General features: G+C 39.7%; 23 protein-coding genes. 21 read left to right on the forward strand and 2 right to left on the reverse strand.

Annotated elements, in window-relative coordinates:
• Positions 1-13 precede the first annotated feature (13 nt).
• The 7 genes from B7E06_RS07800 to hpaB all read left to right on the forward strand — a co-directional run bounded on the left by B7E06_RS07800 (position 14) and on the right by hpaB (position 8104).
• Entirely contained in the window at positions 14-565 is a 552-nt protein-coding gene (locus B7E06_RS07800) for a GNAT family N-acetyltransferase (RefSeq protein ID WP_082235950.1), read from the forward strand.
• Positions 540-1877 (forward strand): lysine N(6)-hydroxylase/L-ornithine N(5)-oxygenase family protein, encoded by a 1338-nt coding sequence (locus B7E06_RS07805; protein ID WP_082233442.1) that lies wholly within the window; start codon positions 540-542, stop codon positions 1875-1877. Before B7E06_RS07800 ends, B7E06_RS07805 begins: the two co-directional genes overlap by 26 nt.
• Entirely contained in the window at positions 1855-3651 is a 1797-nt protein-coding gene (locus B7E06_RS07810; RefSeq protein ID WP_082233443.1) for an IucA/IucC family protein, read from the forward strand. Before B7E06_RS07805 ends, B7E06_RS07810 begins: the two co-directional genes overlap by 23 nt.
• Before the next feature lie 127 nt (positions 3652-3778).
• On the forward strand, positions 3779-4717 hold the full coding sequence (locus tag B7E06_RS07815) for an aldo/keto reductase (protein WP_082233444.1): 939 nt from the start codon (positions 3779-3781) through the stop codon (positions 4715-4717).
• Positions 4718-4994: 277 nt separating this feature from the next.
• On the forward strand, positions 4995-5120 hold the full coding sequence (locus tag B7E06_RS22235) for a hypothetical protein (RefSeq protein ID WP_281249047.1): 126 nt from the start codon (positions 4995-4997) through the stop codon (positions 5118-5120).
• A gap of 144 nt (positions 5121-5264) precedes the next feature.
• Positions 5265-6557, forward strand: a complete 1293-nt coding sequence (aceA, locus tag B7E06_RS07820) for an isocitrate lyase (protein ID WP_082233445.1) — start codon at positions 5265-5267, stop codon at positions 6555-6557.
• A gap of 113 nt (positions 6558-6670) precedes the next feature.
• On the forward strand, positions 6671-8104 hold the full coding sequence (gene hpaB / locus B7E06_RS07825; RefSeq protein WP_082233446.1) for a 4-hydroxyphenylacetate 3-monooxygenase, oxygenase component: 1434 nt from the start codon (positions 6671-6673) through the stop codon (positions 8102-8104).
• A 14-nt stretch (positions 8105-8118) separates the two neighbouring features.
• Here hpaB and B7E06_RS21830 read toward each other — a convergent pair whose 3' ends face one another.
• On the reverse strand, positions 8119-8256 hold the full coding sequence (locus B7E06_RS21830) for a hypothetical protein (protein ID WP_179134012.1): 138 nt from the start codon (positions 8254-8256) through the stop codon (positions 8119-8121).
• Positions 8257-8367: 111 nt separating this feature from the next.
• Here B7E06_RS21830 and B7E06_RS07830 point away from each other — a divergent pair, with 111 nt between their 5' ends.
• Positions 8368-8577: a YozQ family protein gene (locus tag B7E06_RS07830; RefSeq protein WP_082233447.1), complete on the forward strand. Its 210-nt coding sequence runs from the start codon at positions 8368-8370 to the stop codon at positions 8575-8577.
• Positions 8578-8589: 12 nt separating this feature from the next.
• Here the strand turns inward: B7E06_RS07830 and B7E06_RS07835 are convergent, their stop codons facing one another.
• Positions 8590-8982, reverse strand: a complete 393-nt coding sequence (locus B7E06_RS07835) for a hypothetical protein (RefSeq protein WP_082233448.1) — start codon at positions 8980-8982, stop codon at positions 8590-8592.
• A gap of 123 nt (positions 8983-9105) precedes the next feature.
• Between B7E06_RS07835 and B7E06_RS07840 the strand changes: the two genes are divergently transcribed.
• From B7E06_RS07840 to B7E06_RS07900, 13 genes are all read left to right on the forward strand, one after another.
• On the forward strand, positions 9106-9798 hold the full coding sequence (locus B7E06_RS07840; protein WP_082235951.1) for a response regulator transcription factor: 693 nt from the start codon (positions 9106-9108) through the stop codon (positions 9796-9798).
• Positions 9795-11144: a sensor histidine kinase gene (locus B7E06_RS07845; RefSeq protein ID WP_082233449.1), complete on the forward strand. Its 1350-nt coding sequence runs from the start codon at positions 9795-9797 to the stop codon at positions 11142-11144. The genes B7E06_RS07840 and B7E06_RS07845 overlap by 4 nt, the downstream gene beginning before the upstream one ends.
• A 43-nt stretch (positions 11145-11187) precedes the next feature.
• Entirely contained in the window at positions 11188-11874 is a 687-nt protein-coding gene (locus B7E06_RS07850) for a PepSY domain-containing protein (RefSeq protein ID WP_082233450.1), read from the forward strand.
• Between the two features lie 92 nt (positions 11875-11966).
• The gene (locus tag B7E06_RS07855; RefSeq protein ID WP_082233451.1) at positions 11967-12110 is read left to right on the forward strand and encodes a small acid-soluble spore protein P; all 144 of its coding nucleotides are present in this window, start codon (positions 11967-11969) and stop codon (positions 12108-12110) included.
• Positions 12111-12270: 160 nt separating this feature from the next.
• Positions 12271-12792, forward strand: a complete 522-nt coding sequence (locus B7E06_RS07860) for a PepSY domain-containing protein (protein ID WP_082233452.1) — start codon at positions 12271-12273, stop codon at positions 12790-12792.
• A gap of 101 nt (positions 12793-12893) precedes the next feature.
• Positions 12894-13505 carry a serine/threonine-protein kinase gene (locus B7E06_RS07865; RefSeq protein WP_082233453.1) on the forward strand — a complete coding sequence of 204 codons (612 nt, stop codon included), beginning with the start codon at positions 12894-12896 and terminating at the stop codon, positions 13503-13505.
• Positions 13506-13565: 60 nt separating this feature from the next.
• The gene (locus tag B7E06_RS07870; RefSeq protein WP_082233454.1) at positions 13566-13805 is read left to right on the forward strand and encodes a hypothetical protein; all 240 of its coding nucleotides are present in this window, start codon (positions 13566-13568) and stop codon (positions 13803-13805) included.
• A 153-nt stretch (positions 13806-13958) separates the two neighbouring features.
• The gene (locus tag B7E06_RS07875) at positions 13959-14963 is read left to right on the forward strand and encodes a LacI family DNA-binding transcriptional regulator (protein WP_082233455.1); all 1005 of its coding nucleotides are present in this window, start codon (positions 13959-13961) and stop codon (positions 14961-14963) included.
• An 82-nt stretch (positions 14964-15045) separates the two neighbouring features.
• Complete coding sequence (locus tag B7E06_RS07880; RefSeq protein WP_082233456.1) at positions 15046-17166, forward strand: amylo-alpha-1,6-glucosidase; 2121 nt, start codon at positions 15046-15048, stop codon at positions 17164-17166.
• A gap of 21 nt (positions 17167-17187) precedes the next feature.
• Positions 17188-18444 (forward strand): ABC transporter substrate-binding protein, encoded by a 1257-nt coding sequence (locus tag B7E06_RS07885; RefSeq protein ID WP_082233457.1) that lies wholly within the window; start codon positions 17188-17190, stop codon positions 18442-18444.
• Between the two features lie 131 nt (positions 18445-18575).
• Positions 18576-19448, forward strand: coding sequence for a carbohydrate ABC transporter permease (locus B7E06_RS07890; protein WP_143414558.1), 873 nt, complete (start codon positions 18576-18578; stop codon positions 19446-19448).
• 13 nt (positions 19449-19461) lie between these two features.
• Entirely contained in the window at positions 19462-20289 is an 828-nt protein-coding gene (locus B7E06_RS07895; protein ID WP_082233459.1) for a carbohydrate ABC transporter permease, read from the forward strand.
• 40 nt (positions 20290-20329) lie between these two features.
• Positions 20330-20944, forward strand: a complete 615-nt coding sequence (locus B7E06_RS07900; RefSeq protein WP_082233460.1) for a PH domain-containing protein — start codon at positions 20330-20332, stop codon at positions 20942-20944.
• Positions 20945-21463: the final 519 nt, after the last annotated feature.

Here is a 21463-nt window from a genome sequence, read left to right on the forward strand (position 1 = left end):
ATATGACGAGGAAATAGAAAAAGATATATCGTTTGTGCCTTATGATATGGAAGAGCATTTTCCTTTGATTCTTAAGTGGATGCATGAGGACCATGTGATTCCTTACTGGTCCTTAAACAAGCCGGAAGAAGAGTTGAAGAGTCACATGGAAAAAGCCATGAAAGATGCTCACCAGAACCTCTATATTGGATATTTAGATGGAATCCCAATGAGTTACTGGGAAGCTTACTGGGTAAAAGGAGATGTGATTGAAGACTATTATGAGTCTTCCCTCAAGGATCAAGGCATTCATTTATTAATAGGTGAAGCAGATTACTTAGGAAAAGGCTTGTCTCTTCCGTTATTAAGGGCTATGGTCAATTTCCAGTTTAAGCACAGGGAGACGATGAAAGTCGTCTCAGAACCGGATCACCGTAATGAAAAAATGATCCATGTTTTTGAAAAATGCGGGTTTGATAAAATATCTAAAATTGATCTTCCCGAAAAAACAGCACAATTTATGATCTGTTCACGGGAGAAATTTGAAAAGAGGTGGTCCTATGAATACTCAAACACCCATTTATGATGTGATCGGGATCGGACTGGGACCCTTCAATTTGGGACTTGCTGCTATGCTCGATGGCATTGAGGAAATCGATGGACTTTTTCTTGAAAAAGAAGAGGAGTTTAACTGGCACCCTGGAATGATGATTGAAGGAACGACTTTACAAGTACCGTTTTTTGCCGATCTCGTAAGTCTGGCAGATGTGAAAAGTCCTTATACGTTCTTAAATTATTTACAAGAGAAAGGGCGGCTCTATCACTTTTATTTTTTAGAAAAGTTCCATATTTCTAGAAAAGAGTACAACGACTACTGTCGCTGGGTTTCTGAACAGCTGCCTTCCTGTTTATTTAATAACGAGGTAACTTCTATTCATAAGACAGAAGGTAAGGATGGTGAAGAGCTTCTGGAAGTAAGGACTTCCCATCAAACTTTTCTTTCCAGAAACCTCATTATAGGTATTGGTACTCAGCCTTATGTGCCTCAACATTTAAGAAAACATCTTGGCAAAAACGTTTTTCATACTGGAGATTACTTGAACAATACCTCTGCACTTGAAGAGGCGGATGCTGTAACAGTGATCGGATCAGGACAGAGCTCAGCAGAAGTATTCCTGGATTTACTGCAAAAAAGAGGGACAGATGCAGATCTTCATTGGTATACACGCTCAAAAGGCTTCTTCCCAATGGAATATTCAAAGCTCGGCTTGGAATATTTTTCACCAGATTATACTCACTTTTTCTATCAGCTGTCTCAGGAAAAGAAGGACAAGCTCTTAAAGCAGCAGGATCTTTTATATAAAGGGATTAGTACGGATACCATTGCTGATATTTATGACACACTGTATGAAGGAAGTGTGGGTGACGACAAAATGAATGTGCGGCTGCAGGCAATGTCAGAACTTGAGTCACTGGAATACAAAGCTGGACAATGGCAGGCTGAGTTTCGGCAGGTTATTACAAAGGAACCGTTTTTCCGAGACAGTGATATCATCATTTTAGGAACGGGTTATCAGCAGAGAATTCCTGAATTTCTTGGACCAATAAGCAGTAATATCGACTATGACGAACAGGGAAGATTTAAAGTGAAAGAAAATTATCAGCTCAGTACAAATATGGAAGCGGATGTCTATGTTCAAAATGGAGAGATGCATACACATGGTGTAGGAGCCCCGGATCTCGGCTTAGGTGCCTATCGAAACACAATTATTATAAATAATCTTGCGGGACGTGAGATTTTCCCAATTAGAGATAAGCATGTATTTCAAACTTTCGGTACAAAAGGATTTCATTCAAATGAAAAGGAGAGGAACTATGCAGTTAACACCAGAGCTTAAAAAAAATTTAAATCAAAACCATTGGATAGCAGCCAATAAGAGACTGCTCGCTAAAATGGTTTCAGAATATATGTATGAAGATATGATACAGCCTGAACAGATAGGGACGAATTTGTATCAGCTTGACGTGAAAGAGGACAAGACGTATCAGTTCAAAGCTGAAGAACGTTACTTTGACAGCTATGATGTGGATGCTTACTCTATAGAAATACATGAAAAAGAAAAAAAATTGCCTGCAGTTAGTGCCATTGAGTTTCTATTAGACATTCAGCCGCACATCGGGATGTCTGGAGAAACCGCTGGACATTTAATAAGAGAGTTAAACCATACGCTGTTAGCGGATGTCCACTTAATGCAAAAACGTCTTACGTCAGATGAACTGATTAACACAGACTACGCAGAGCTTGAAGGAAACATGGGCGGTCACCCCTGGATTACTTATAATAAAGGGCGGATAGGATTCGGGTATGATGATTATCTTAAATATGCTCCTGAACAGCAGCAGACCATTCAGCTTCATTGGCTGGCTGTTGATAAAAATACAGCTAGTTTTCAGTCAGTAGAAGGATTATCTTTTACTGAACTAATCGAAGAGGAACTGAGTGAACGAGAAAGAAATGGATTCACTCAGGTGATCGAATCCTATGGTGCAAATCCTGATAATTATTATTTAATGCCTGTTCATGAATGGCAGTGGAACAACATGATTGTAACCCAATTCGCAGAAGATTTAGCGAATCAGCGGATTATTCCTTTAGGAGCAGCTAATGATGAATATTTGCCGCAGCAGTCGATCCGCACCTTCGTGAACCGTTCCAATTCATCGAAGCATCACGTGAAGCTTCCGATGAGCATTCTTAATACACTCGTATATCGGGGACTGCCTTCAGAGCGGACACTTATCGCACCTAAAATTACGGGGTTTATAAAAGAAATTTATCAAAAAGATGATTTCTTAAAAGACGAGTGCCGGGTCGTGCTTCCTGGGGAAATTGCCAGTATCGACGTTTCAAACCGTTACTTTGAACAATTGGAGCATGCGCCTTATCAATACCTTGAAATGCTGGGTGCGATATGGCGTGAGAGTATTTACACTTACCTTGACGAAGGGGAACATGCTGTTACTTTAGCAGCGCTTCTTCACGAAGATTACCAAGGAAAACCATTTATTCAGAGTCTGATAGAACAGTCTCGACTCACTGGAGAAGAATGGATGAACCAATTCTTCAAAGTAGTTATGGAGCCCCTGCTGCATTTTCTTTATCAATATGGGACGGTGTTTTCTCCGCATGGACAAAATACGATTCTTATTTTAAAAGATAATAAGCCCCATCGGCTGGCAGTAAAGGATTTTGTGGATGATGTAAACATTAGTGACCAGCCTTTTGAAGAATTGAGCGGGTTAAGTCAGGAGCTGAAAGATGTTTTAAGAAGTGAACCGCCTGAAGGTTTGACTCAATTTATTTTTACCGGCCTGTTTATTTGCCACCTGCGTTATTTAGCAAGCCTGCTTGATCAGCATAATTTATTAGGCGAAGAAGTATTTTGGCAATCCTTAGCACAGTCGATCCATAATTATCAGGAGAAATTTCCGCACCTAAAAGAAAGATTTAAGTTATTTGATTTCTTTAAGGATAAGCTGACGAAACTGTGCTTAAACCGTAATCGGATGGTGGACTATGGATATGAAGATGGGGATGACCGACCACATGCTTCAGAATTTGGTAAAGTTAATAATGCCCTGGCACAGTGGAAGTCCCCTGTCAGCCAATAAGAATATAAGGAGTCAATCGGTTCAGATAAATACCAGCCTCTCTAATTGTAGAGAGGCTTTTTAGATGTTTTAATCTTCCAGTTTGTGGTAGAGTACTATGTCAAATTTAAACGAAAGGATGGAAACAATGGAAAAACTTACGGTGTTAGGTAAGTCTGAAATCAAGATTAATCCAGTCGGCCTTGGAACAAACGCAGTGGGAGGTCATAATATATATCCAAATCTTGATGAGGAAGAAGGAAAAAATTTAGTGCGGACAGCCCTCGAACAAGGCATTAACTTTTTAGATACAGCTTATATTTACGGACCTGAGCGATCTGAAGAACTTACAGGTCAAGTTGTCAGAGAACATGGTCGACGAGAAGAGGCAGTGATTGCTACAAAAGGAGCTCATCAATTTAAAGGTGAAGACGTCGTTTTCAATAACTCTCCGGATTTCTTGAAACAAGCTGTGGATCAGAGCCTGCAGCGTCTGGGAACAGACTATATTGATCTTTACTATATTCACTTTCCAGATGAAGATACACCAAAGGATGAAGCTGTCGGAGCTTTAAAGGAATTAAAAGATGCAGGAAAGATTAGATCGATTGGTGTCTCCAACTTTTCCTTAGAACAGCTGAAAGAAGCCAACAAAGATGGATATGTCGATGTCATACAGTCCGAGTATAATTTATTTAAAAGAGAAGCGGAGGAAGATCTTCTTCCGTATGCCAGGGATAATAATATTACGTTTGTTCCTTATTTTCCTTTGGCGTCAGGTTTACTTACTGGAAAATATGATGAAACCACAACTTTTGATAAGGACGATTTACGTGCTAAAAGTCCTCTTTTCCAGGGAGAGACTTACCATAAAAACCTGGAAAAAGTCGATAAGCTAAAATCAATTGCCCAGAAGAAAGAGGTAAAAGTTCCACACCTCGTTCTTGCCTGGTATTTAGAGCAGCCTGCGATTAATGCAATTATTCCAGGTGCCAAAAATAAAGAACAGGTGAAAGATAACCTTCATACTCTAGAGGTTAACCTTACAGATGAAGACATCAGTGAAATTGATCATATCTTTAAATAAAGGAAGGCTGTCGAGGTTTACTCGGCAGTCTTTTTTTAAATTCCCCTACTCTATAAGAGCTGTCAAAATTTCTCATGATGAAATATGCTTTTTTGTTATCTGTTCTATAACAATTTTAAAAAAATTATGGCTCTCCATTACCGCCGTTAACGCATTTCATAGAAAATGAAAAATAAAATTTTAAATTAGTGGTTGCATTTCCATTTAAAACCACGTACACTGTGTTATAACAGATAAACAAAAACAAAACTGTTATATTAAAGAGGAGGATAAATCAATGAAAGCAAATGAAACGAAAAGAAAAGTTGGGGTACCTTGTCCGCAGTGTGGAACAGAGGTTGAAGGCAGTAATTACACTTATATGATGGAATGCAATCGGTGTCTATCTAAGAAAGATGAGTAATTTTGTACATTCTGTTATATAACATTTAGCTGACCTAGATTTTTTATATAACACAGGGGATGCTTTTTAAAAAATGTGAAAACGAGAGGCTCCTATCATGAGAGGTTCTCTAAAATATTTAGAACTTGTAGAGGAGGAATACACATGAGAAATGAAAAAATTGAAGCAATGAAACAGGATTGGGATAACAGTGAACGCTGGAAAGGGATTACTCGTCCTTACGACCCCGAGGAAGTCAGCCGTCTAAGCGGGTCTATTGAGATAGAATATACTTTGGCAAAAAAGGGTTCTGAGAAACTTTGGAACCTTATGCATGAAGATGATTATGTGCATGCATTGGGTGCCCTCACAGGAAATCAGGCGATGCAGCAAGTTAAAGCAGGATTGAAGGCGATTTATCTAAGCGGCTGGCAAGTAGCTGCAGATGCAAATATTGCAGGGCAGATGTATCCAGACCAAAGTCTATACCCTGCCAACAGTGTGCCCCATGTTGTAAAGAGAATCAATCAGGCTTTGCAGCGAGCTGATCAAATTCACCATATGGAAGGTGATGATTCGGTCGATTGGTTTGCACCGATTGTGGCAGATGCTGAAGCAGGATTTGGCGGTCAGTTAAATGTATTTGAACTAATGAAGTCTATGATCGAAGCAGGGGCTTCAGGGGTTCACTTTGAGGATCAGCTGGCTTCAGAGAAAAAATGCGGACACCTGGGAGGCAAGGTGCTCCTGCCTACTCAAACGGCTGTTCGCCATTTAATATCTGCACGTTTTGCAGCCGATACGATGGGGGTTCCAACCATTATCATCGCAAGAACGGATGCTAATGCAGCTAATTTGATCACAAGTGACATTGATCCAGCTGATGAGGAATTTATTACTGGAGAGCGCACAAGTGAAGGATTCTATAAAACAAGAGCAGGAATTGACCAGGCGATAGCCCGTGGTTTGGCTTATGCCCCTTATGCTGATTTGATATGGTGTGAAACATCTGAACCTGATTTGGAAGAGGCTCAAAAGTTTGCTGATGCAATCCATGAACAATTTCCAGGGAAGTTACTGGCATATAACTGCTCTCCATCATTTAATTGGAAGAGCAAGCTGAATGATGAACAGATCGCTCAATTCCAGCAAAAGCTTTCTGAGATGGGATATAAATTCCAATTTGTAACACTTGCTGGTTTCCACTCCCTTAATCACGGAATGTTTGAACTGGCCCGCCGTTATAAAGACGAAGGAATGAAAGCGTATTCTGAGCTTCAGCAGGCGGAGTTTTCAAGTGAGAAACATGGTTATACAGCTACCCGTCACCAGCGTGAAGTAGGCACAGGATATTTTGATGAGGTAGCCCAGGTGATTTCAGGAGGTACCTCTTCCACTACGGCATTGAAAGGCTCAACGGAAACATCGCAATTTAATCAAGACAAAGTAAGATCGTAAAAAACTAAGCCCGCCATTTTGGCGGGCTTTATTGTATGAAGACACATATAACCTGCCTCTACATAAAATATTTCACCTGGTATTTTAATGAGAATAGAGGTGTCATCTCAGCAATGATTACAGGTAAAGAATATATTGAAAGAATAGATCAGCTGAAATCTGAGGTTTGGGAAGCAGGAAAAAAAGTGGATGAACCGCTTTCTAAGCATCCTGCATTTAAAGGCGCAATCAAGAGTCAGTCTGAATTATATGATCTTCAGAATCAACCTGAACTACGAAGTATAATGGTTCACGAAGACAAGGAAACCAGCTTAGAAATTGGGACCTCTTACATGGTTCCCAGAACTAAAGGAGACTTGGAGAAAAGGAGAAAGATGGTTCAGGTATGGGCCCGCCACAGTGCAGGGTTAATGGGAAGAAGTCCGGATTATATGAATACAGTCCTCGCTTCTTTTGTAAGTTCGGTTTCTTTGTTGGACCATCAGCCCAATTGTTTTCCTGACCATCTCCTGAAGTTCTATAAATATGCGGTTGAAAATGATCTATCGTTTACCCATACATTTATCAGTCCACAAAATAACCGTTCGTCTCTTGCCTGTCTGGATGAAGATATCACGAACGCGCGGGTTGTCAAGCGTCTCGAAGAAGGAATTGTAATTAAAGGGGCAAAGTTGCTGGCCACTCAGGGTGGGATGACAGATGAAATTATTGTATTTTCCGCACCGGGTATACAAGATTCGTCTCATGCTTTCGCCGTATCAATTCCAAGCAATTCACCAGGCGTCAAGTTTATTTGCAGAAAATCCTTTGCAGGAAGTGAAGTTCCTTTTGATTCACCGTTAAGCTCGAAGTTTGAAGAAATGGATAGTATGGTAATCTTCGATAATGTACTTGTACCATGGGAAAGAGTATTCTTTTATGACAATATTAAAGCAGCTCATGACTTCTACTTAAAAGGTAATTTTGTTCCTTTAACTCTTCACCAAATTGTGTCAAGACAGGTAATTAAAACAGAATTTATTCTAGGGATTGCCCAAATGATAGTAGATACTATCAATATTTCTGAATACCAGCATGTGCAGAGCAAAGTAGCAGAAATTATTAAAGGGCTGGAAGCGTCAAAAGCTTTGCTGCTGGCTTCTGAACATCAAGCAGCAATAAATAAAGATGGCGTTATGCTTCCTGATCGGATCCCTTTATACATCGCTGTAAATTTGTTTCAGGAGACATACCCAAGATTTACAGAAATCGTTCAGCTGTTAGGAGCCAGCGGTATGGTATTGGTCCCTGAACAGTCACAGTTCCATTCAGCCATTGGTGATCAACTTGATCATTACTTGCAGGGCTATGAAGTGAAAGGGGCAGAACGTGTTCAACTGTTCAGCTTAGCCTCAGATCTGTGTATGAGTGCTTTCGGAACAAGACAGACTCTTTATGAGCGTTTCTTCTTTGGCGATCCTATTCGACTGTCGCAGCATATTTATTCCTCCTATTCAAAAGAAGGACCGGTTTCTTTTTCCAAAGAATTTCTAAGTGAAAAAAGCTGAAAGCCATCAAGGCTTCAGCTTTTTCTGTTTTGTTTCTTAATATGCTGTTCGAGCTTTGAATCAGGCTGCTGGTCAGCCACATCTTCTGATAATCCTTGAGGGTTCACAGTTTTAGGGTTTTTACTTTTATCTGCATTACTTTTTTTACTCACGTGTCGATTCTCCTTTCCTATGACTTTGAGGCATTTTGTATTGTTCACTTTATACAGAATGTTTATTCGAGTGGTTTTTGTAAAACATAATAAAAGGAAGGAGGCACACTTTTGAAGAAAAATAAACAGCAGTCATTAGGTGACCGTCAATATGATCCTAAAGATTACAGTAGAGAAGATCAGATGTCTAAAGGTCTGGCAACTACCCATGAACAGGCTGCAGATACACTGACTGAAGGAACGATAGACGGGTCAATTGATCAGGTAGACGAGAATGGACAATTGATAGCGGACAAGAAAGGGAAGCCACTTAAAAAATAAAACCCAGCGCTCTTATTGAGCGATGGGTTTACTTATTTCATCCATGATCCCCAGCATTTGATCGACTTCCTTAAGCTCTTGAACCTTCTCCAGAAATTGAATGTGGGAGAAATGATCAAGGGCCTGATCAATTTTAAAATGCAGGTAATTTTTTTCTAACACTAAATCATCATATGTCTTAAAATAACCAAGTTCATAATATTCATCAATCTTATGGGAAGAAAGCTGAAACTGATATTGATCAGATGCTAAAGGAACAAACCAGCCTATAGGATCGACATAGTGTGGAGCGGCAGTCACATGTATGAGCTCGAATTTTTTAAAAGGTATATATTTCTCCAACTGAGAATAGGCAGATTGGGAAAGATGATTGAAATTTTTAGTTACTATTAAAGGCTGTACCAATAGTGTCACCTCTATTTAAGTTGTTACTATCATATTAATTAATAATGATTATCATTGTCAAGTAGGAAATATATAATATGATAATATATACTCATAAAACATGAGACGAGAGGGATGGAGCATATGGAAAAGCGGCAAATTCTTATTGTAGAAGATGAAGAAAAAATTGCTCGTGTTTTAGAGCTTGAGCTTGATTATGAAGGATATATTGTACATAAAGCGTCGGATGGCCTAGAGGGACTTACTTTATATCGGGAAAAACAATGGGATCTTATTTTTCTTGATGTGATGCTTCCAGGTCTCAGTGGTATAGAACTTTTAAAGCGGATTCGCACAAGTGATCATGTGACACCAGTTATTATGCTTACGGCAAAAGATACTGTAGAAGATAAAGTATCCGGTCTTGATTCGGGAGCTAACGATTACGTCACAAAACCTTTTCAAATTGAAGAACTGCTTGCTCGTGTCAGAGTTGCTTTAAGAAGTTCATCTGATATAGAGGAGATGGAAGATGGATGGATAAAAGTAGCAGATTTGAAACTGAATGAATCTACTTATGAAGTATATAGAGGAGACGACCAGATTGAGTTAACTCCGAGGGAATTTCACCTGCTGGCTTATCTTATGATCAATAAGCGTCAAGTGCTGAATCGGGAGCAGATTTTAGAAACGGTGTGGGGCTTTGATTATTTCGGTGATACAAATGTTGTAGATGTTTATATCAGGTACCTGCGAAATAAAGTAGATAAGCCTTACAGCAGTACTCTTATCCATACGGTTAGAGGAGTCGGCTACGTGCTGAAGGAGTCAAAATGAAAATAAGAAACAAAGTCCATTTATCCACTACAGTTTTGTTTATCGTTTTATTGATTCTAGTGAACACAGCTGTTTACTTTTCTTTCAGTCGAATGCTGCTTGAGACGGAGCTTGAAGAAACAAAGGCAGAAGCTGAAAGAATTGCCTCTGAAATAGTTAAAGCAGAAAATACCTCAACCGCAATGGAGCTGCTGCGTGCCTATGTTCCTATCAATGGAGCGGTACAAATTATTCGCGAGACAGGGCAATCGGAGCTGATCACAGCACCAGGTCAGGAAAAACTGCGAGGATTTTCTGACGAATTTTATTCGAGAGAAACAGCAGACTTAAGAGACTTAGCCGGTGAAAAAACTCCTTTTGTTTCTATCCCGGTTATTTGGACAGATGGTGATATCGTATCACTTCAACTTACTAAGCAAATTGAGTCTACTTATCAAAATATACAGCTGCTCCAATACATCTTAATTTTTGCTTCATTGATAGCTTTCATCCCCCTGTTTTTGTCAGCTAGAGTTCTGAGTGAAGTTATGACGAGACCGATTAGGAAAATGACGGATACGATGCAGGAAATTAAAGACAGTGGCAGCTTTAAACAGCTGGACTTATCGGGTCAGTCTAAAGATGAACTTTATACGATGGGCGAAACATTTAATCAAATGATGGAGCTTCTTAAGAAAAACTATGAGAAACAGGAAGAGTTTGTTTCCAATGCTTCTCATGAATTGAAGACACCGCTTACCGTTATTGAATCCTATTCCAGCTTGCTGAAAAGAAGAGGACAAAATGATCAGGAGCTGTTTAATGAATCAGTCGAGGCGATTCATTCGGAAGCAGTCCGCATGAATGAATTAACTCAGCAGCTGCTTTCACTGGCAAGACACGAGGAACGGTGGAAAGTAGAGTTGCAGCCGGCAGCCCTAAAAGACATCGTTAAGGGGATCGTCCAGACTTTTGAAAAGACCTACCATAGAAAGGTGCATTTAAAAGTGGTGAAGGAAGCTGAAGTGAGCGCTGATAAGCAAAAGCTGAGCCAGCTTCTCTACATTTTTTTGGACAATGCCAGAAAATACAGTGATGACGAGATTCAAGTTCAGATAAGTAAAAACACCGAATATGGAATTATTCAAATCATGGATAAAGGTGAAGGCATTTCCGAAGAAGACCTGCCCCGGATATTTGACCGCTTTTACCGCGTGGATAAAGCAAGAACAAGGAAAAACGGCGGATTCGGTCTTGGACTCTCACTGGCTAAAGAAATAGCACGTGCTACAAACACCATTATTGATTTAGAAAGTGAAGCTGGAGTAGGGACGACTGTGAAGATAAAAATTCCACTTTCTCATTAAATTCTCATAATAAAAGGCTATTATCAATATAGGAGGTGGACGTATGTTCCAAACAAGAGCTAAAAAGATCCTTGGCTCAGCAGCGGCTTTAATATTATTAATTATCTTAATTTGGCAGATTGTTCAGAGTACTACGTCTGCAGAGCCTATGACAGAAAGAGAAGCCGCTGATTATGTAGCGTCTCAGTATGGGGGCAGTATTTTAGAAGCAGCTCAGAAAGATGATTTGTTTGTAGTTTCTCTGCAAACAGATAAAGGAGAATACAAGGTCCAAATAAATCGTTATACTTCTGAGATTGAACACATGGAACGATTTGAAAATAATAGCAGAGATCCGCTCACGCAAAAAGAGGCAGAAGCAATTGCTTTGGAAAACCAGCCTGGCAGCCTGTCCTCCACAAAAAAAAGAAAAGATGAAAATACGATTGTATATGAGGTGCAGATTGAAAATAAAGATGAAATGGTCACTTTATTAATAAATGAAGAAGGTACCATTCTGGATAAGCAAGTAAAACAAGAGCAGGAGGAAGAGAGAACGACACTGATTTCAGAAAAGGAGGCTATTGAAAAAGCACTTCAGGAAGTAAAAGGTAAAGTAGACGATGTGGATTATGAAACTTCAGGAAACTTACCGTATTACCTTATTGAAATTGAAAGAGATGACGATGATGCTGAAGTACAGATTCATGCAATTACAGGAGAGATTTTAAGCATAAAATGGGATGATTAACCCTTCGGGAGTTTAGAGTTTTCTTACTTTTGATGCTGTGCCTTGGATAGAATAGAGTTTTTTTTCGAAGGATAAGCAGGAAGGGGGGAATGATGGTGTCCCGAAGAAAATTAGGACCAAAACAACAGGAACAACCCAATCTGCCAAACAGCGGCGGCGAAAAAATGAGCGGAACTCATAAAATTAAAACTGCCAATCATAGCCGTCAGAACCAAAAATCATCCCATGATATGTAAAGCGTTAAGTGAGACTGCGTAGTTTAAGCAGTCTCTTTTTAATGGTTAATTTTAAGAAATGAGGAGCTGTTTCTCATCAAATTCTCATTTTACTATCCGAGTCTTCTCATAACTGCAGGATATAGTATAACCATAACCAAATCAAAGGAGGAATTTAAAAATGAAAAAACCATTATTAATTGGAGGAATTGCTGGAATACTTGCATTAGGGGGCGCGTATGGAGCATCTGCCAGTATGGGAAACGACAGCCAACCGTCAAAACACTCTTCTGTCAGCGAAGAGGAAGCAGAAAATATTGCAACAGAAGAAGTTGCAGGTGAAGTTATCAAATTCGAGAAAGATGAAGATGGTGGAGGCCTTGTATATGAATTCGATATTAAGAGTGTGGATGGATATAAAGTAGAAGTTGAGGTTGATGCTGAGACGGGAGAAATTATGAAAACGGACAGGGACGATGATGATAGTCAAGATCTGAAGGAATCTAATGCTAAGCCAGCAATTGAACGTGAAGAAGCAGTATCCATTGCTAAAAAGCAGGCAAAAGGGGAATTAAAAGAAGTTGAACTTGATGACGGTCATTATGAAATGGAATTCGAGGATGGAAATATTGAATATGAAGTGAAAGTAAACGGACAGACTGGTGAAGTAATGGAATTTGAGCAGGACCAGGATGATGACTAATAAATAATCTCAAAGAACCGGCACAGGCTGGTTCTTTTTTTGTCTTAAAATAACCAGCTTTTGATATAATGAAAAAAAGAAGTAAGGGAGCCAGCAAAAGGATGACTAGTATTTCAAAAGAAGTCAATCAATTAGTCAATGAAGTCCTTTTTGAAAATCAAAAGGTTATTAAGATGCCTGATGAATTTCGTTTAATCGGGCAGGGAAGAAGCGCAGCTGTATTTAAGTGGGAAGGCATCTCTACGTATGCAGTGAAAATTTTCTATCCGAATTTTCAACACTTGGCTATTCAAGAAGAATATGTTTATAATACGCTGGCAAACAATGATTATTTTCCTGAATTACTTTTAACAGGGGAAGGTTTCCTCGTACTTGAGTTGTTAGATGGGATGACGATTTATGATTGCCTGGTAACAGGCAGAGCTATAACGCCTGAGATGGTAAGTGAAGTCGATCAAGCGCTGGAATACGCCAGGCAGAAGGGGTTAAACCCTTCGGATATACACTTAAGAAACATTATTTTAACAAATGAAGGTGAAATAAAGATCATTGATGTCGTAAGGTTTACTCAGGATAAAGAATGTCCACACTGGCAGGATTTAAAGAAAGCTTATTACACGTATTACCAAAAGAGATATTTCCCTAAAAAAATGCAGCCTCTGCTTGTTGAATTAATTATTCGTTTATACCGAAGAAAGCTTCTGCCTATCTAGAAGTTTTGCTCGTACTTTCTATGGGAATGGGTTTTATAACCATAGAAAGGCGGGATAAACTTGACACAATATCGATCAAACACATTAGAAGTTGGTAAAAACTATTCAGCGAAAGAACTGGACAGCTTTGTATCCACTACGGATGTGGTATTACTGGCAAATAATGAATCCCAGCTTTTTACTGATCCTGAACGCGAATATAAAGTAAAGGATCAATTTGAAGGGTTCTTTGAACATTCTTCTGAAAATGGAGAAAAGTATTTTAGAGAAAAAAGAGCTTATGTTTTAGAAAAAGCTTAAAAAAATCCCTCTTCCTTTGAAGAGGGATTTTTAGTGTCTATAACCTCTTGTTGAAAGATGCTGGTCTCAGATTAATGAAAGGGGTTGCAATTTTTAAAAAATTCAGGTAGTGTAATTAACATGTTAGATCCGAAACGTTTTGGAGGATTTTCTATGACGACTATAAAGCATATTGCTCAGCAGGCTGGAGTATCTGTAACAACCGTTTCTCGAGCATTAAACGGATATTCTGATGTTAATGTAAAAACACGGGAAAAGATTAAGAATATAGCAAAAGAGCTTAATTACAGCCCTAATTCACTAGCAAGGAGTTTAGTGAAGAACCAATCCGAAACTATCGGTCTTTTAGTGTCCGGGTTTACAAAGGAAAGTGTGAAGGATGGCTTTACGGTTGAGGTAATGTCTGGAATTAACAATTTTTTATCGGAAACAGAATATGATTTAATTTTATTTAATACAGATTCGTCTAAGCAGCGGAAGAAAACGTATACACAGCTTTGTAAAGAACGAAGAGTGGACGGCGTAATTTTACAAGGAATAAAAAGAGATGACCCTTATCTTCAGGAAGTCTTAGATTCCGATTTTCCTTGTGTCTTTATCGATATACCTGTAAGTTCTGACCATGTTGGTTATGTTTCTACTAATAATATGGAGGGAGCAAAGAAAGCAGCTGCTCACTTGTTAGAGAATGGACATAAGGAAGTGGCGATGATTAATGGCCATGAACAAGCATTTGTTAGTCGAGAAAGACTGGAAGGATATAAATCAGCGTTGAAAGAATTCGGCCTGCCTTTTAAAGAACAGTTAGTCGAAGATGGCGGCTTTATGGAAGAGGAAGCCTATCAAAAAACGCTTTCCCTTCTCAGGAAAAATAAATCTATCGATGGTTTGTTTTGTGCCAGTGACTTAATGGCTATTGGTGCAATGAGAGCGGCAAAGGAATTAAATATTAAAATTCCAGAAGAACTCTCGATTATAGGATATGATGATATTCCTTTAGCTAAGTATGTATCACCCTCGCTTACCACCATATCTCAAGACAAATATGAACTGGGGTTTCAATCAGCAAGGATGCTTGTGAGCATGTTGAGAGAAAAAACAGCTCCTGAACAAAGCATTTTAGAAACAAAATTAATAAAAAGAGAATCGACTAAATAATTTTTACCCTATTTCCGAAACGTTTCGGTTAATGATAGCTATACCCAAAACGTTTCGGTCTTACAAATAAGGAGGTTTGTAAATGGATTACCGAGTCATAAAAGAAGGAAACATGTTTCTCTTAACAGATCCTGCAGGAGACATTAAAGAAAATCATCAATATGGTCTTGGCCTATACATAAGCGATACCCGGTTTTTAAGTGAGTGGAGCTATTTAATTAATCATGAACCTTTAATCCTGTTGGACTCAGATGGGTCCTCTAATTATTGCTCCAGGATGGTCTTAACTAATCCCCATCAGGAAGCGGGGGACGAAATTAAGTTATGGAGAGAAAGTGTAGAAGTAAGAAAAGAACACTTTGTTTACGATGCGGCTTTTTTCGAAAAAGTAACTTTGACCAATTATAGCCCGAAGCCAGTGGATTTTACGTTCAGTTTGAAGGCAGAAGCTGATTTTATGGATATGTTTCTAATCAGGGGCTTTCAAAGCGGAAAGCTCGGAGAACAGGAGGAAACAATTACAAATAGTGAGCAACTGTCCTTCAAGTATAAAGGTGCTGATGGGGTGACAAGGGCTACGGATATTACATGGAATGAACAGGGAGAAGTGGATGAAGCAGGGAGGAATTATATCCATTTTCCCATTCAATTGGAGCCGCAAGCTTCCAAAGAAATCCTCTTTAAAGTGGATACAGCCATTGATGGACCTTGCGGAAATGAAGACCTCAATTTTAACGAAGCATTTCAAAGGATTGAAGATTCTTATGAAAAATGGGAATCTCAGCTTCCGAAAGTTCACTCAGATTCTCTACATTTAACTGAGACATTTGAGCAGGGATTAAAAGATATGAAAATGCTGATGTCTGATATCGGTTTTGGTCCTTTCCCTGTAGCCGGACTACCATGGTTCGGAGTTCCATTTGGCAGAGACAGTTTAATCGCTGCATGGCAGCTGCTTCCATTCTATTCAGAAGCGGCAAAAGGAACACTTTTAACGCTAGCTCATTACCAGGGAACAGAGAAAGACAGCTGGAGAGATGAACAGCCCGGAAAGATTATGCATGAGCTTCGATCTGGTGAACTGGCGAATACAAACCAGGTTCCTTTTACTCCATACTATGGATCGATTGATTCTACCCCGCTGTTTCTCATGCTGCTTACTGAGTATGTAAAATGGACAGGTGATTTTGCCACATTTAACAGACTGGAAAACCATATAAAGAAAGCGCTTCAATGGATCGATCAATATGGAGATTTAAATGAAGACGGTTTTGTAGAGTATTTTCAGGAATCTTCCAAAGGAATAGCTAATCAAGGATGGAAAGATTCAGCGGATTCAGTTGTCCATAAGGACGGGAGATATGCTGATGCCCCAATTGCACTTGTTGAAGTGCAAGGATATATTTATCAGGCTAAAACCGGGATTGCAGAGATTTATTACGCAGCAGGCGACAACGAAAAAGCAGATCAGCTTCAAAGAGAGGCTAAAAGTCTACAAGCAGCGTTCGAGAAAGAATTTTGGTTAGAGGATGAGAATTATTATGCGATCGCGCTTGATAAAAACAAAGAGCAGGTCGCTTCCATTACTTCCAACCCGGGTCACTTGCTTCTATCCAACATCGCTTCCGAAGAAAGAAGCAGGGCAGTGGCTGAAAAGCTTTTATCAGAAGAGATGTTCACAGGTTATGGAATAAGGACAATGGCAGCAGATGAAAAAGCCTACAATCCTATGAGTTATCATGACGGAAGCGTGTGGCCGCATGACAACAGCCTGGCTCTTCTTGGTATGAGCAAATTAGGATACCAGAAGGAAGTTAAAAAACTTGTGGACGCTCTGCTTGAGGCTTCCTCACAATTTGATCAATTTCGTCTGCCCGAATTGTTTTGCGGATATCCGAAGGAGGAACGAGAAAGGATTATTAAATATCCTGTTGCTTGTTCTCCACAGGCATGGGCGGCAGGCACTTCATCGACGATGGTTCAGGCACTGCTTGGTGTATTTCCTAATGTAGTAGAAGGAGTAATCTCTGTTAATCCTTCACTGGCGGAAGGGATGACAGAATTATCTCTTCAAGGGCTTTCTATTGGTAAAGGTAAGCTCGGCCTTAAAGTAGTTAAACAGGAAGAAACGGCCCAAGTAGAAATTGTAGAAAATACAACAGGTTTAAAAGTTGTATCCAGTCAAACAGTAGTTTCTAAATAAAATTTAAAGGAGGATACAAAAATGAAAAACAAAATGTTGGGATTTGCTGTTTTAATGTTTTTGCTCGTAGTGACTGTGGCAGGTTGTTCCGGAGATGATGGGACCTCAGGAAGTGCTGATGAACAATCAGAAGACGGGAAGACTGAAATTACTTTAGCGGGCTGGTCTTCTTCTCCGGAAGAAGAGGAATTGCTTAAAGAGCAGCTGGCAGCCTTCGAAGAGGAAAACCCAGATATTTCAGTTAAGCATGAAGTGATCGCGGATCAATACATGGATGTGATGAAAACCAGATTAGTAGGCGGACAAGGGCCTGATGTATTTTACTTAGATGCTGTGGAAGCTCCAGCTCTTATAGATACTGGCGTTCTAGAGCCTTTAAGCAGTTATGCTGATGAAGAGTTTGATGTGGAAGATTTTGAAGAAAACTTAATTAATGCTTTTAAAGATGAAGACGGGGAAATATACGGCTTCCCTAAAGGGTATTCAACACTTGCTTTATTTTACAATAAAGAAATGTTTGAAGAAGCTGGGGTAGAGGTGCCGACAAATTGGGAGGAAGTTGAAGAAGCAGCCAAAGAATTAACAACAGAAGACACTGTTGGTCTAGGTGTAGCTCCCGAAATGGCTCGAAACCAGTTTATTGGCGAAGCTGGTGATGGAGATATGGTTGTTGACGGAAAAGCGAACTTTGGAAGTCAGGAAGTCATTGATTCTCTTCAGCCGGTGGTCGATTTAAGAAATGAAGATGAAGCAGCTGCAGCACCTTCTGAAATGGGCTCAAATTCTACGGGTGAAATGTTTGGACAAGGTCGCGCGGCTATGGTTATGGAAGGTAACTGGAATATTCCTTATTTAAATGAAACTTTCCCGGATTTAGATTACGGAGTATCTGAGGTGCCGGAAATTAACGGGACTCAAGGAACGATGGCGTTTACCGTGTCATATGTAATGAATAGTGCATCCGAGAAAAAGGAAGCAGCCTGGAAACTTATTTCTTACCTGACAGGTAAAGAAGGAATGAAAACATGGACAGAGTCAGGTTTAGAGCTGCCTGCCCGTCAATCTGTTGCCGAAGAATTAGGCTATGAAGATGATGAAGTACGCGGACCGCTAGTGGCGGGAGCAGAGTACGCAACCGTTTGGTCAGACGGACCTAATCTTCCAACAATTTATAACAACTTTAACAACGAATTTCTAGCAGCATTCTTAGGTGATAAGTCATTAGAGGATGCTTTAAAAACTGGAGAAGAAACAGCAAATAATGAGATTGGTGATTAATGCTTTGAGAGGCCTTCTTCAAGGACCTCTCCATTTACAATCATTAAAAGGAGGACTCTCATATGGATAGCGCTGAGGGAAACAGTTATTCTAAAGCACGAAAGAGAAATAAAGTAAATTACAAACGTTTAATGAGGGAGATTCTTCAAGGATATGGATTTATGCTTCCTACAATCCTTGTATTGTTAGTGTTTATACTGGGCCCTGTTCTATATGCAGTATTCCTTTCTTTCTTTGATGTAACTCTGCTTGGTGGTACGGTATTAAACTATACAGGTGTAGAAAATTATTTAAGGATTATGGACGATGCAAGAGCACAGCGGGCATTAATGAATACAGCATTATATGTAGGAATTGTAGTACCGGCACAGACATTCCTGGCTTTAATTCTTGCAGCGACTTTAAACACAGGGCTAAAGGGAGAAAAGTTTTTTCGAATCATTTATTTTCTTCCGACATTGACCTCATCGGCTGTTCTCACTCTTATTTTTATGTGGATGTATAATCAGAATGGTCTTATAAACAATATTTTAGATACTTTTAATCTTCCTACATATAACTGGATTGGGGATCCAAATATCGCCTTATATTCAATTATGATTATGAATATTTGGGCGACAGCTCCTATGTTTATGGTGATTTATTTAGCAGCTTTGCAGGGTGTCCCTAAAACCCTTTATGAAGCAGCAGAGCTTGATGGGGCAAATGCTATCCAAAGGTTCTGGCATATTACCGTTCCGCAACTGCGTCCCATTACATCCTTTGTCGTTATTATGGGGCTGATTGGGACATTTCAGTTGTTTGATCAGTCTTATATTTTCTCTGGCGGATCCGGCGGTCCGGCTAATTCTACTCTGACGGTAGTACTGTTGATATATCAGTATGCCTTTAAGTCATTAGGAACAATGGGATACGCTACGGCTATTGCTTTCATGCTGGCTTTAATTATTTTGATTGCAAGCATTCTTCAAAGACTTTTATCGAAGGAAGAACAATTCAACTAAGGGAGGCAATAAAATGAAAAAGAAAACATCCTGGGCTAAGAAGTCACTTTATGTTGTACTGGTCGTTTATGCAATCATTACATTGATCCCTTTTGTATGGGCCCTTTCTTCGTCATTTAAAACTTTTGCGGAGATTTCCAGCGGTGTAATGAATTTATTACCAAAGGACTTTACCCTGCAAAACTATGTGCAGATTTTTATTGAGGAAGAGCTGTTTTATCGCTGGCTGCTGAACTCAGTTGCTATAGCCGGGGGTGGAACTGCCTTAAATTTGCTGTTTAATTCAATGGCCGGCTACGCTCTGGCACGTCTCAGTTTTCCAGGTAAGAAGATGTGGTTCATGCTGATCCTGGCCGTTATTATGATTCCAGCACAGGTAACGATGATTCCCAACTATTTAATACTTAAAGAGTTACAATGGTTGAACAGTTACCAAGGAATGATTGTACCTGCTATGATTAACGCCACCTTCATATTTATGATGAGACAGTTTTTCTTAAACTTTCCGAAAGAACTTGAGGAAGCTGCCTCCCTCGATGGGCTTGGAAAGGCGGGTACGTTTTTAAAGATCGTCCTGCCAATGGCTAAACCCGCATTAGCAGCTCAAGCCATTTTTGTATTCATGGGCTTCTGGAATGATTTTATGAGACCATTGATTATTATGACAGATGCCGAGATGTATACTTTGACTGTAGGCTTAAACTCTTTTAAAGGGCAGTACGTAACTTATTGGAATTACATCATGGCAGCTTCTATGGTCTTTACGATTCCTGTACTTGTTCTTTATATGTTCTTTAATAAGTTCTTTATGAAGGGACTATCGTTTACTGCTGATAAATAATTCCCTCATTAATGGTAAAATGAAAGCAGGAGGGGATTAAATGTTTAAAAAAATGGCGACAGATGCTCTAGGGTTAAGCGATATTGGCAGTGTCATTCATCCAGAGGATTATGACAAAGTAGATGCAGATGACTATGTCATGCATGAGGACGATGAAAAGATTTATTTCCTTATAAAATCTAAGGCAGATGAATATTGCTTCACAAATAAAGCGCTGATTCATGTAGACGGAACAAGTGCAACAAGTCGTAAACGGACACTTAGACGCTATCCATATTTCAAACATTCTTTTTCCAATATTACACTGGAAACGGCAGGAACGATCGATTTGGATATCGAGCTAAAATTCCTCCTGGGAAATGAGGAGTTTGATATTGATATTCATAAAAAGTTTATCGAAGAAATTAAAGACCTGTATAAGTCTCTATTGAAGATTGAGGAAATTACAGAAGAAAATAAAACGTTTACTGATTTCGCGCACCAAAGTGTGCAGACAGCTGCATCTACTTTGCAGCATAGCCGGACGAACGAAATGCGGCTTTCCCATGAGTTTAGGGATATCAATGAAACCACGTTTAACTGGTTGTTAGAAACAAAAGATCAATACCACCTGAAAGATTTTGGGCATGTATTTGAATTGTTTATAAAAAATTAATGAAACGAACGGTCCGCTTTTTAAGCGGGCCGTTCGTTTTTGGGAGGACTCTTTAATCCTTAATTGTTTTAAGCACTTCGGTTCCGTTTACCTTAATAGAAAGGGCCGGACCGGGGGAAACGACTCGCTTTCCATGGGCGAACGGTGAGCTTCCTCGGGCTTTTAGCCCTCCGGGATCTCTCCTGTTCTAACCTCCCATAGGAGTCTCGCCGTTTCCCCCGGCCCTTTATGTTCTTTAGAGTAACGGAACAGTGGAATAGTGAGGACAAATACGATAGAAAGTTGAAGGGATTTCACTTGTTCCGTTTACATTGATAAAGAGAGGCGGGCCGGGGGAAACAACTCGCTTTCCATGGGCGAACGGTGAGCTTCCTCGGGCTTTTAGCCCCCCGGGATCTCCCCTGTTCTATCTTCCCATAGGAGTTTCACCATTTCCCCCGGCCCTTTATGTTCTTTAGGAGTAACGGAACAGTGGAATAGTGAGGACAGATACGATAGAAAGTTGAAGGGATTTCACTT

It is taken from the genome of Halobacillus massiliensis, assembly GCF_900166625.1.
Classification (GTDB): Bacteria; Bacillota; Bacilli; order Bacillales; family Halobacillaceae; genus Halobacillus_A; species Halobacillus_A massiliensis.